We start from the raw sequence: 12146 nt of genomic DNA, 5'->3' as shown, positions 1-12146 counted from the left end.
CGCGCGCACGCGCTGCGCGAGCGCGTTCGGGTTGCGGTACTTGACGATGAAGCTCGCCGGCGCGTTGCGCAGGAACGTCTTCAGCGTCTTCGCGTTCTGCACGACCGGCAGTGTCGCGAATTCGGGATCGAAATCGACATACGAATCGGGCTCGTTGAAGCGCATGTCGTCACAGAACATCGACGGGTATTCGTGGTCGGCGGGCGGCGTGTCGCAGCGGAAGCTCGCATGCAGCAGCGGGATGCGCCGCCCGATCAGCCAGCAGGTGAGCCCGTACACGATGATGAAATAGGTCGCATACGTGAACATCGCGGGCGTCGCGCCGTTGTTGCGGTGCACGAAGCGCAGCCGCACGCGCTGCGGATTCGCGTCGAGCTCCGCGTGCAGGTCGTCGAGCACGCAGTGCATGAAATTCACCGCGCGCGCCATTGCGTGCAGGCCGTCGCGTGCGGACAGCGCCGCCTGGCTCATCGCGATGAAGCTGCCGCTGCGCATCGGGTGGCGATCCTGCCCGAAAAACTCGTCGTCGAGCGTGCGCGCGATCGCGTTCCACAGCGCGCCGTATTGTTGCGCGGACACCCGTGCGCGCGGCTGCCCGAGCAGCGCGGGCGCGATGCCGGCCTGCGCGAGCAGCGGCTCGGCGGCGACGCCGCGCCGGGTCGCGAGCGCAACGCTGTAAGCGACGAGGCTGATCGCGACGGTTCCCTTGTCTTCCTGCTTCATCCATGCCGCCGGTGTGGCAAAAACGCTCAGTGTAAATGAGCGACGCGAGCATCGAACAGTCGCGCCTGCTTGCCTACACTTGTTGCATCGAAACGCAAGGACGGTCGCGCCCGGCGGCCGCGGGAGACAGCAGCACCATGGACGAGCTTTACACCGAAGACCAGCGGATGATCCGTGACGCCGCGCGCGCGTTTGCCACCGAGATGCTGGCGCCGAACGCGGCGCAGTGGGACCACGATGCGCACCTGCCCGACGCGATCGTCGCGCAGCTCGGCGAACTCGGCCTGCTCGGGATGATCGTGCCGCAGGAGCTGGGCGGCTCGTATACGGACTACGTGGCCTACGCGCTGGCGATGGAAGAGGTCGCCGCCGGCGACGCCGCGTGCGCGACGATGATGAGCGTGCACAACTCGGTCGGCTGCGGGCCGATCCTCGGCTTCGGCACGCCGGCGCAGAAGGATCGCTGGCTGGCCGACATGGCGGCCGGCCGCGTGATCGGCGCGTTCTGCCTGACCGAGCCGCACGCCGGCTCCGAGGCGAACAACCTGCGCACGCGTGCGGAGCTGCGCGACGGCAAATGGGTGCTGAACGGCGCGAAGCAGTTCGTGACCAACGGCCAGCGTGCCGGCGTGGCGATCGTTTTTGCCATGACCGACCCGGAAGCCGGCAAGCGCGGCATTTCCGCGTTCCTGGTGCCGACCGACACGCCGGGCTTCATCGTCGGCAAGCCCGAGAAGAAGATGGGCATCCGCGCGTCGGATACGTGCCCGATCACGTTCGAGAACTGCGCGATTCCGGAAGAGAACCTGCTCGGCAATCGCGGCGAAGGGCTGAAGATCGCGCTGTCGAACCTCGAGGGCGGCCGCATCGGCATCGCCGCGCAGGCGCTCGGCATCGCGCGCGCCGCATTCGACAAGGCGCGCCGCTATGCGGGCGAGCGCGTGCAGTTCGGCAAGCCGATCGCCGAGCACCAGGCGATCCAGCAGAAGCTCGCTGACATGGCCGTGCAGATCAACGCCGCGCGCCTGCTCGTGCATCACGCGGCGAAGCTGCGCACCGCCGGGCTGCCGTGCCTGTCGGAAGCGTCGCAGGCGAAGCTGTTCGCGTCGGAGATGGCCGAGCGCGTGTGTTCGGACGCGATCCAGATCCACGGCGGCTACGGTTACCTGGTCGATTACGAAGTCGAGCGTCACTATCGCGACGCGCGCATCACGCAGATTTACGAAGGCACCAGCGAAGTGCAGCGGATGGTGATCGCGCGGCAGCTTTGAGCCGCGACGGTTACCCCGGCGACGACATCACGCAGGGCACGAGGGCAGCGCGGCGAACGCGGCACGCAACGACGTGACCGTGCGCCGCAACAGAGGCAACCGGGCATGGGCTGCAGCGCATGCCCGGTTGACCGTGAGGCATGGAGACTGGAGGACACGATGACGGTACAGGCATTCCTGGACGCGCGCGACTTTCTGCTGCGCCATCGCACCGACTACGAGACCGCGTACCGCGAGTTCGAGTGGCCGGTGCTCGACGCATTCAACTGGGCGCTCGACTACTTCGACCCGATGGCGCGCGGCAACGACCAGCCCGCGCTGTGGATCGTCGATGCGGCGACCGGCACGGGCGATCCGTATTCGTTCGCGCAGATGTCCGAGCGCTCGTCGCGGATCGCGAACTGGCTGCGCTCGATCGGCGTCGTGCGCGGCGACCGGATCCTGCTGATGCTGCCGAACCGTGTCGAGCTGTGGGACGCGATGCTCGCCGCGATGAAGCTCGGCGCGATCGTGCTGCCGGCCACCACGCAACTGTCGCCCGACGACGTACGCGACCGCGTGCAGATCGGCGGCGCGAAATACGCGATCGTCGACGAGAACGAAACCGCCAAGTTCGAACAGCCGGATCTTGGCCTCGTGCAGAAGATCGTCGCCGGCGCGCCGCGCGCGGGCTGGCTCGCGATGAACGACGGCTATGCGGCGAGTGCCGAATTCGAGCCGGACGCCATCACGCACGTGAACGATCCGATGCTGCTGTACTTCACGTCGGGCACGACGTCGAAGCCGAAGCTCGTCGAGCATACGCACCGCACCTATCCGGTCGGCCATCTGTCGACGATGTACTGGGTCGGCCTGCAGCCGGGCGACATCCACTGGAACATCAGCTCGCCGGGCTGGGCGAAGCACGCGTGGAGCTGCTTCTTCGCGCCGTGGAACGCGCAGGCGTGCGTGTTCGCCTTCAACTACGCGCGTTTCGAGCCGAAGGTGGTGCTCGATGCGCTCGTCAAATACCAGGTGACGACGCTGTGCGCGCCGCCGACCGTGTGGCGCATGCTCGTGCAGCAGCCGCTCGCGTCGTTCGACGTGAAGCTGCGCGAGATCGTCGGTGCGGGCGAGCCGCTGAATCCCGAGATCATCGAGCGCGTGAAGAAGGCGTGGGGCATCGCGATCCGCGACGGCTACGGCCAGACCGAGACGACCTGCCTGATCGGCAACTCGCCGGGCCAGCCGGTCGTCGCGGGCTCGATGGGCCGGCCGCTGCCGGGCTACCGCATCGCGCTGCTCGACCCGGACGGCACGCCGGTGACCGAAGGCGAGGTCGCGCTGCCGCTCGGCGTCGACGTCGCGCGCCCGGTCGGGCTGATGAAGGGCTATGCGAACAATCCCGACGCGACGGCCTACGCGATGCGCGACGGCCACTACCGCACGTCGGACATCGCGATGCGCCGCGACGACGGTTACTACGTGTACATCGGCCGCGCGGACGACGTGTTCAAGTCGTCCGACTACCGGCTGAGCCCGTTCGAACTCGAAAGCGTGCTGATCGAGCATCCGGCGATCGCCGAGGCGGCCGTCGTGCCGAGCCCCGACCCCGTGCGGCTGTCGGTGCCGAAGACCTTCATCACGCTGCGGCAGGGTTACGAGGAGAGCCCCGAGCTCGCGCTGGACATCTTCCGCTTCTCGCGCGAGAAGCTCGCGCCGTACAAGCGCATTCGCCGCCTGCAGTTCGCGGAGCTGCCGAAGACGATCTCGGGGAAGATCCGCCGCGTCGAATTGCGTCGCCGCGAGCTCGAGCGTGGCGACGATGCCAGTGAACGGATGCCCGGCGAATACTGGGAAGAGGATTTCGCCGCCGAACTGAAGTGACGTGACCGCGGGCCGCGCGCGCCGCATTCCGCGGCCGCTGCCCGCAGCCGAATTGAACCGGCCGCGCGGCGATATCGCGCTTCGCGGCCCTCTGGAAGGAGAGAGGATCGATGAACGCGAATTCGAAAGACGTGCCGACGGTCAAGCTGCTGATCGACGGCGCCTTCGTCGAGTCCGCCACGAACGAGTGGCGTGACATCGTCAACCCGGCGACGCAGCAGGTGCTCGCGCGCGTGCCGTTCGCGACCGTCGCGGAAGTCGACGCGGCCGTGCAGGCCGCGCACACCGCCTTCGCGACCTGGAAGAACACGCCGATCGCCGCGCGCATGCGCATCATGCTGAAGTTCCAGGATCTCGTGCGCACGAACCAGCAGCGCGTCGCGAAGACGCTGACGGCCGAGCAGGGCAAGACGATTCCCGATGCCGAAGGCGACATCTTCCGCGGCCTCGAAGTGGTCGAGCACGCGTGCTCGATCGGTTCGCTGCAACTCGGCGAGTTCGCGGAGAACGTCGCGGGCGGGGTGGATACCTACACGCTGCGCCAGCCGCTCGGCGTGTGCGCGGGCATCACGCCGTTCAACTTCCCCGCGATGATTCCGCTGTGGATGTTCCCGATGGCGATCGTGTGCGGCAACACGTTCGTGCTGAAGCCGTCGGAGCAGGACCCGCTGTCGACGATGGAACTCGTCGAGCTCGCCGTCGAGGCCGGCGTACCGAAAGGGGTACTGAACGTCGTGCATGGCGGCAAGGAAGTCGTCGATGCAATCTGCACGCATCCGCTCGTGAAGGCGATCTCGTTCGTCGGCTCGACGGCGGTCGGCACGCACGTGTACAACCTCGGCAGCGCGCACGGCAAGCGCGTGCAGTCGATGATGGGCGCGAAGAATCACGCCGTCGTGCTGCCCGATGCGAACCGCGAGCAGGCGATCAACGCGCTCGTCGGCGCGGGCTTCGGCGCGGCCGGCCAGCGCTGCATGGCCACGTCGGTCGCGGTGCTCGTCGGCAACGCGCGCGACTGGCTGCCGGACATCGTCGAGAAGGCAAAGGCGCTGAAGGTCAATGCGGGCGCGGAAGCCGGCACGGACGTCGGGCCGGTCGTGTCGAAGGCCGCGAAGGAACGCATCCTGTCGCTGATCGACGCGGGCGTGAAGGAAGGCGCGAAGCTCGAACTCGACGGCCGCGACGTGAAGGTGTCCGGCTACGAGCAGGGCAACTTCGTCGGCCCGACGATCTTCTCGGGCGTGAAGACGAACATGTCGGTCTACACGCATGAAATCTTCGGCCCCGTGCTGGTCGTGATGGAAGCCGACACGCTCGACGACGCGATCGCGCTCGTCAACGCGAACCCGTTCGGCAACGGCGTGGGCCTGTTCACGCAGAGCGGCGCGGCCGCACGCAAGTTCCAGAGCGAGATCGACATCGGCCAGGTCGGCATCAACATCCCGATTCCGGTGCCCGTGCCGTTCTTCAGCTTCACGGGTTCGCGCGGCTCGAAGCTCGGCGATCTCGGCCCATACGGCAAGCAGGTCGTGCAGTTCTACACGCAGACCAAGACGGTCACCGCGCGCTGGTTCGACGACGACACGACGGCCGGCCCGGTGAATACGACGATCCGGCTGCACTGAGCAGCGGAGGACACGAACATGAAAATCGGTTTTATCGGCCTCGGCCACATGGGCGCGCCGATGGCGCTGAACCTGCTGAAAGCAGGCCATGAAGTACATGCGTTCGACCTGAGCGCCGACGCATTGCGCGCGCTGCAGGACGCCGGTGCACAGGTGGCCGCATCGCCGCGCGATGCAGCCTCGGGCGCGCCGTTCGTCATCACGATGCTGCCGGCCGCGCCGCACGTGCGCTCGGTGCTGTCCGGCGAGAACGGCGTGCTCGCCGGCCTCGGCGCGGGCGCGACCGTGATCGATTCGAGCACGATCGACCCGGCGAGCGCGCAGGCGTTCGGCGCGCTCGTGCGCGAGCACGGCGGCGCGTTCGTCGATGCGCCCGTGTCGGGCGGCACCGGTGGCGCGGCGGCCGGCACGCTGACCTTCATGGTCGGCGGCAGCGATGCGGATTTCGAGCGCGTGAAGCCGGTGCTCGCGGGCATGGGCAAGAACATCGTTCACTGCGGTGCGACGGGGATGGGGCAGGTCGCGAAGGTCTGCAACAACCTCGTGCTCGGCATCTCGATGGCGGCCGTGTCGGAGGCGATGTCGCTCGGCGTCGCGCTCGGCATCGACCCGAAAGTGCTGGCCGGCATCGTCAACACGTCGACGGGCCGCTGCTGGAGTTCCGACACTTACAACCCGTATCCGGGCGTGATCGAGACCGCGCCGTCGTCGCGCGGTTACTCGGGCGGCTTCGGCACCGACCTGATGCTGAAGGATCTCGGCCTCGCGAACGATGCCGCGAAGCAGGCGCGCCAGCCCGTCTATCTCGGCGCGCTCGCGCAGCAGCTGTACCAGACGATGAGCAGCCGCGGCGACGGCCAGCTCGATTTCTCGGCGGTGATCCGCCTGTACCAACCGGCAACGAAGAAGGACGCCTCATGATCGAACTCGACTACGTCGACGACGGCGCGATCGCGTGCGCGACGCTCAAGCGTCCGCCCGCGAACGCCTTTACCGCCGACGGGCTGCGGCAACTGCAGGAAACCGTCGCCGAACTGAATGCGAACCCGCGCGTGCGCGCGCTGGTGATCACCGGCGACGGCCCGAAGTTCTTCAGCGCGGGTGCCGACCTCAACACGTTCGCCGACGGCGACCGCGCGGTTGCGCGCGCGATGGCCTCGCGTTTCGGCGCGGCGTTCGAGGCGCTGCACGACGCGCGCGTCGTGACGATCGCGGCGATCAACGGCTATGCGATGGGCGGCGGGCTCGAATGCGCGCTCGCGTGCGACCTGCGGATCGCGGAGACGCATGCGCAGATGGCGCTGCCCGAGCCGTCGGTCGGCCTGCTGCCGTGCGGCCTCGGCACGCAGACGCTGCCCTGGCTCGTCGGCGAAGGCTGGGCGAAGAAGATCATCCTGACCGGCGCGCGTGTCGATGCGGCCACGGCGCTCAGGATCGGCCTCGTCGAGGACGTCGTGGAGTCGGGCGCGGCACGCGATGCCGCGCTGGCGCTGGCACGCAACGTCGCACGGCAGAGCCCGCATGCGGTTGCGTACAGCAAGGAGTTGATTGGTCTCGCGCGCCGCGGCGTGCCGCGCAGCGCGGCGCTCGCGGTCGAGCGCGAACGTTTCGTCGACCTGTTCGATACGAACGATCCGCGCGAAGGCGTAGCCGCGTTCCTCGGCAAGCGCGCGCCGCAGTGGCACAACGACGGAGAGCCGCAACGATGAGCACGCCGGTGACGAATCACGACGCGTTCGCGGAGCACGCACCGGAGGTGCTGTTTCGCGTGGTGAACCGCGTGGCGCTGATCACGCTGAACCGGCCGGCCGCGCTCAATGCGCTGTCGTACCCGATGATCGGCGAGCTGGCCGCGCTGCTCGAGCGCTGCCGTGACGACGACCAGATCGTCGCGGTCGTGCTGCGCGGCGCCGGCGAGAAGGGCTTCTGCGCGGGCGGCGACGTGCGTGCGCTGTACCGGATGGTCGCGCAGCGCGAAACCTGGTTGCCGTTCTTCGTCGACGAATACCGGCTCGACTACGCGATCCATACGTTCCCGAAGCCGGTGGTCGCGCTGATGGACGGCGTGACGATGGGCGGCGGCATGGGCCTCGCGCAGGGCGCGGCGCTGCGTGTCGCGACCGAGCGCAGCAAGATCGCGATGCCGGAGACGCGCATCGGCCTCGTGCCCGACGTCGGCGCGACGCATTTCCTGTCGCGCATGCCGGCCGAACTCGAGCTGTACGTCGGGCTGACCGGCGCGATGCTGTCGGGCGCCGACGCGCTCACGGCGAAGCTTGCGGATCTGTGCGTGCCGTCCGCGTGGCTCGACACGTTCGAGACGCGCATCGAAAGCGTCAAGTGGGAAGGCGATGCGCTGCCGTTGCTGCGCAAGGTGTTCGAGCCGCCGTGCAACGTCGTGCCGCATGCGGCGCTCGACAGCCAGATGCCGTGGATCGTGCGTCACTTCGACAAGCGCTCGACCGTCGAGCGGATCGTCGCGACGCTGACGCAGGATCTTGCGCGCGAGGAGCTGTCGCGCGAGCACCGTCAATGGCTGCAGGCGACGCTCGATGCGCTCACCGGCCATTCGCCGACGATGCTGTGCGTGACGCGCGAGGCGCTGCTGCGCGGCCGCCAGATGACGCTGGCCGAATCGTTCCGGATGGAGCTCGGCATCGTCGCGCGCGCGATCGAGGAAGGCGACTTCTGCGAAGGCGTGCGTGCGCATCTGGTCGACAAGGATCGCAAGCCGCGCTGGGCGCCCGCGTCGCTCGTCGAGCTGCGCGCCGAACGCGTGCGGCATTTCCTGACGTCGCCGTGGAAGCTGTTCGCGCATCCGCTGGCGGCGCTGGGCGCGGATTGAACCGCCGGCATGGGGCCGGCAACCTGCAAGGCGGCGCATGCTTCGGCATGCGCCGCTTTTCTGTTTCGAGTCCGACATTCCATCCCAACTGCTTCTGATTGCATTTCCATGCGGATTTTCCAGAGCCAGGCCGCTTCCCGATGAAGACACTCGCGTATCTTGCCTGCCTGACCGCGGTCGGCCTGGCGCTGCGCTATGTGGGCGTCCCGCATGGCCTGCTGCTCGGCGCGATCCTCGCCGCGTCGATCGCGACCAGCCGGTTCGGTTTCGCGCCCAGGCTGCGCTTCGGCCTCGAGTTCGTGCAGATCGTGCTCGGCACGGCCACCGGCCTGCTGTTCCGGTCGTGGGATACGCAGAGGGTCGTCTCGATCGTGCCGAGCCTGGGCGTCCTGCTCGTGTGCCTGGCTACGCAGATCGCAGTCGGCAGCCTTTGGCTGTCCCGCGTCTCGCGCTGGAACCGGGCCGATTCACTGCTGGCCGTCTATCCCGGCGCACTTGCCGCGGTATTCGACCTGCTGGAATCCGAACGCGCGTCGGCCAAGGTGATCGTCGTGCATCTCATGCGGGTCCTGTCGATCACGATCCTCGTCAGTTGCTTCATTCCGGCGCAGGTGGGCGCGCCGCAGCAAGCGGCGGTCGCGGCGTTGCCGGTCGAGACGTGGCTGGCGCTGACCGGGCTGGTGGCGCTGTGCGTGCTGGCCGGGCGGGCGTTGCTCGGGCTCGGTGTGCCGGCGCCGTTCATGATCACGGCCATCGTGCTGACCGGCGTGTTCGTGCGAGCGGGATGGCTGCATGGCTTCGACGTGCCGGCGTGGTGCGTCGATGCGGCGTCGGTCATCCTGGGCGCGCTGATCGGCGCACAGTTCAGGCAGATCACACTGGCGGACGGGCTGCGATACGGCCGAACCGGCCTTGCATGCATTGCGCTGATGCTGATGGTGGCCGGTGCGTTCGCGTGGGGGATGGCGCGGCTGTCCGGCTACGGGGTGCTGCCGCTGTGGCTCTCGTATGCGCCCGGGGCCATCGAGACGATCACGATCGTCGCCTATGGCGGCGGGTTGAACGTCGTGTTCGTCCTGTCTCATCACCTGACGCGGCTGGTCGTGCTGCACTTCGCGCCGGCGGCTCTCGCCCGCGCGCGCCGCCGGCGCATGCTGGCGATCGACGGCGGCGACGCGAAATAGCAGGGATGTGTCGCTCGTACGGGGGCGGCACGAGCCGCGGCACCGTGCGCAGTCCTGCCTATCGTTCGATCATCGGCGGCACCGCCTGCGCGAGCGCGTCGATCACGCAGCGCGTCTTGCGCGGCAGGTAGCGCGTCTTCGGCCAGATCGCGTGGATGTCGCCTTCGCAGACGAAGCAGCGGTCAAGCACGACCGTCATCTCACCGCGCTTCACGTAGTGGTCGAGCAGCCAGCTCGGCAGCCACGCGATCCCGAACCCCGACGCACCGGCCGCCGCGATCGCCTGCACGTCGTCGAAACTGAGCTGGTGCGGCATGTCGACCCGCACCGTCGAGCCGTCCAGCGCACGCAAGTCCCACGGTTGAACCACGCCCGAGCGTGAATACGCGATCGTCCGGTGGTCTTTCAGGTCGTCGAGCGTCTTCGGCATCCCGTGGCGGGCGAGATACGACGGCGCCGCGCCGAGGCTGCCGTATTGCGTGCCGAGCCGCCGCACCGCGAGGCTCGTGCTGTCCGCGAGCGTGCCGATTCGCACCGCGAGGTCGATGCCTTCCTCGACGAGATCGACGAAACGGTCGGTGATCGACACGTCGATCCGCAAATGCGGATAGGTGCGCGCGAGGTCGAGCACGATGGGCGTCACGCAGTGATGCCCGAACGCGAGCGGCACGCTCAGGCGCAGCTTGCCGCGCGGCTCGTTGCGGCCGCAGTCGAGGTCGGCCTCCGCCGCCTCCAGCTCCGCGAGCGCGCGCACGCAGCGGTCGTAGTACGCCTGGCCGTCGTCGGTCAGGCTCTGGCTGCGCGTCGTGCGCTGCAACAGCCGCGCGCCGAGCCGCTTCTCGAGTCGCGCGATCGCCTTGCCGACGGCCGAACGCGTCATGTCGAGGCGCTCCGCGGCGAGCGCGAAGCTGCCCGATTCCACTACCTGGACGAAGGTCGTCACGCCGTCGAGTCTGTCGGTCATGGGCGGGATTGAGTCCTGTGATTCCCCAGTCTGGAGAAATGCATGCGTCAATGGGGATGAAGATTCTCACTATAGTACCGATTCCTGTCCAGCGTGCGTCGCCGGCCGCACGCGGAGCATCCCTCTTACCTGGAGGCGCGCGGCCCGTTGCCGGGTCGAGGCGCAATACGCATGACGCAATCCGACTCCCGCAGGAATGCGGTCGCGCTCGCGGCCGTCTGTCTCACGTCGCTGATGTTCGGCCTCGAAATCTCGAGCGTGCCGGTGATCCTGCCGACGCTCGAACACGTGCTGCATGGCGATTTCAACGGCATGCAGTGGATCATGAATGCGTACACGATCGCATGCACGACCGTGCTGATGGCGGCCGGCACGCTCGCGGACCGGTTCGGCCGCAAGCGCGTGTACGTGATCGGCACCGTGCTGTTCGGCGCGACGTCGCTGCTGTGCGGGCTCGCACCGAACGTGCCGGTGCTCGTCGCGGGCCGGCTGCTGCAGGGCGCCAGCGGCGGCGCGATGCTGATCTGCCAGATTGCGGTGCTGTCGCACCAGTTCCGCGAGGGCCGCGAGCGCGGCCGTGCGTTCGGGATCTGGGGGATCGTGTTCGGCATCGGGCTCGGGTTCGGGCCGATCGTCGGCGGCGCGATCGTCGCGCTGGCAAGCTGGCCGTGGGTGTTCCTCGTCCATGCGCCGCTCGCGGCCGTCGCGCTCGTGCTGATCGGCGGCGCGGTGCAGGAGTCGCGCGATCCGCACGCGGGCAGGCTCGACGTCGCAGGCATCGTCACGTTGTCGCTCGCGGTGCTCGGCCTGGCGTTCTACATCACGCAAAGCGCGGCGCTCGGGCTGACCAGCGCGGCCGGCCTCGGCGTGCTCGGCGCGACCGTGCTGGCGCTGGCCGGTTTCTTCATCGCGGAACGCGCCAGTGCGCGGCCGATGTTCGATTTCTCGGTGTTCCGGATTCGCGCGTTCACCGGCGCGATCTTCGGTTCGATGGGGATGAACTTCAGCTTCTGGCCGTTCATGATCTACCTGCCGATCTGGTTCCAGGTCGCGCTCGGCTACGACAGCGTGACGGCCGGCCTCGCGTTGCTCGCGTACACGTTGCCGACGCTGGTCGCGCCGCCGTTCGGCGAACGGCTTGCATTGCGCTACGGGCCGGGCGTCGTGATCCCGGGCGGCCTGTTCACGATCGCCGCGGGGTTCGCGCTGATGCGGATCGGCAGCGCAGCCGACCATGCCAGCTGGATCACGATGCTGCCTGGCTGCGTGATCGCCGGCATCGGGCTCGGGCTCACGAATACCCCCGTCACCAACACGACGACGGGCGCGGTGCCGAGCTCGCGGGCGGGGATGGCGTCGGGCATCGACATGAGCGCGCGGATGATCTCGCTCGCGCTGAACATCGCGGCGATGGGCTTCGTGCTGGTCGCGGGGATCGTCGCGAGCCTGAAGGGCGGCGTCGCGGGCACGATCGGCGACGCGGCGCTGCGCCGGCTCGCGCAGGAGATTGCGTCCGGCCGGACCGACGGATTGCACGAGATCGCCCCGGCGCTCGCGCAGGCCGACCCGAGCGGCGCGGCGTTGCACGCGGCGCTCGTGCACGGGTTCGGCTGGGTGATGGTGTACGGCGCGGCGGGCGTGGCCGTGCTCGCGACGGCGAGCGCGGTG

Annotated in this window: 10 protein-coding genes; 8 read left to right on the top strand and 2 right to left on the bottom strand. The window is 68.5% G+C overall.

Features of this window, described 5'->3' with window-relative positions:
• The coding region (locus G3N98_RS35120) for an AraC family transcriptional regulator (protein ID WP_206150706.1) at nucleotides 1-723 on the bottom strand (723 nt) is incomplete at its 3' end.
• 137 nt (nucleotides 724-860) lie between these two features.
• Between G3N98_RS35120 and G3N98_RS35115 the strand changes: the two genes are divergently transcribed.
• From G3N98_RS35115 to G3N98_RS35085, 7 genes are all read left to right on the top strand, one after another.
• A complete protein-coding gene (locus G3N98_RS35115; RefSeq protein ID WP_023477775.1) occupies nucleotides 861-1994 on the top strand; it encodes an acyl-CoA dehydrogenase family protein in 1134 nt (377 codons plus the stop codon).
• A 159-nt stretch (nucleotides 1995-2153) separates the two neighbouring features.
• On the top strand, nucleotides 2154-3860 hold the full coding sequence (locus G3N98_RS35110; RefSeq protein WP_206150705.1) for an AMP-binding protein: 1707 nt from the start codon (nucleotides 2154-2156) through the stop codon (nucleotides 3858-3860).
• Between the two features lie 110 nt (nucleotides 3861-3970).
• The gene (locus tag G3N98_RS35105; RefSeq protein ID WP_206150704.1) at nucleotides 3971-5485 is read left to right on the top strand and encodes a CoA-acylating methylmalonate-semialdehyde dehydrogenase; all 1515 of its coding nucleotides are present in this window, start codon (nucleotides 3971-3973) and stop codon (nucleotides 5483-5485) included.
• Between the two features lie 18 nt (nucleotides 5486-5503).
• Nucleotides 5504-6406, top strand: coding sequence for a 3-hydroxyisobutyrate dehydrogenase (mmsB, locus tag G3N98_RS35100; protein WP_206150703.1), 903 nt, complete (start codon nucleotides 5504-5506; stop codon nucleotides 6404-6406).
• Nucleotides 6403-7194 carry an enoyl-CoA hydratase gene (locus G3N98_RS35095; protein WP_206150702.1) on the top strand — a complete coding sequence of 264 codons (792 nt, stop codon included), beginning with the start codon at nucleotides 6403-6405 and terminating at the stop codon, nucleotides 7192-7194. Before mmsB ends, G3N98_RS35095 begins: the two co-directional genes overlap by 4 nt.
• Complete coding sequence (locus tag G3N98_RS35090) at nucleotides 7191-8330, top strand: enoyl-CoA hydratase/isomerase family protein (protein ID WP_047849579.1); 1140 nt, start codon at nucleotides 7191-7193, stop codon at nucleotides 8328-8330. Before G3N98_RS35095 ends, G3N98_RS35090 begins: the two co-directional genes overlap by 4 nt.
• A gap of 140 nt (nucleotides 8331-8470) precedes the next feature.
• Nucleotides 8471-9514 carry an AbrB family transcriptional regulator gene (locus G3N98_RS35085; RefSeq protein ID WP_206150701.1) on the top strand — a complete coding sequence of 348 codons (1044 nt, stop codon included), beginning with the start codon at nucleotides 8471-8473 and terminating at the stop codon, nucleotides 9512-9514.
• 58 nt (nucleotides 9515-9572) lie between these two features.
• On the opposite strand, the gene G3N98_RS35080 is transcribed toward G3N98_RS35085, so the two are convergent.
• Nucleotides 9573-10478: a LysR family transcriptional regulator gene (locus G3N98_RS35080; protein ID WP_089475351.1), complete on the bottom strand. Its 906-nt coding sequence runs from the start codon at nucleotides 10476-10478 to the stop codon at nucleotides 9573-9575.
• 171 nt (nucleotides 10479-10649) lie between these two features.
• Between G3N98_RS35080 and G3N98_RS35075 the strand changes: the two genes are divergently transcribed.
• On the top strand, nucleotides 10650-12146 hold a 1497-nt coding region (locus tag G3N98_RS35075), incomplete at its 3' end, for an MFS transporter (RefSeq protein WP_206150700.1).

This window comes from Burkholderia sp. Tr-20390 (genome assembly GCF_017104595.1).
Taxonomy (GTDB): Bacteria; Pseudomonadota; Gammaproteobacteria; order Burkholderiales; family Burkholderiaceae; genus Burkholderia.
Note: the sequence above shows the minus strand (reverse complement) of the source record. Positions and strands in the feature narration are given on the sequence as shown.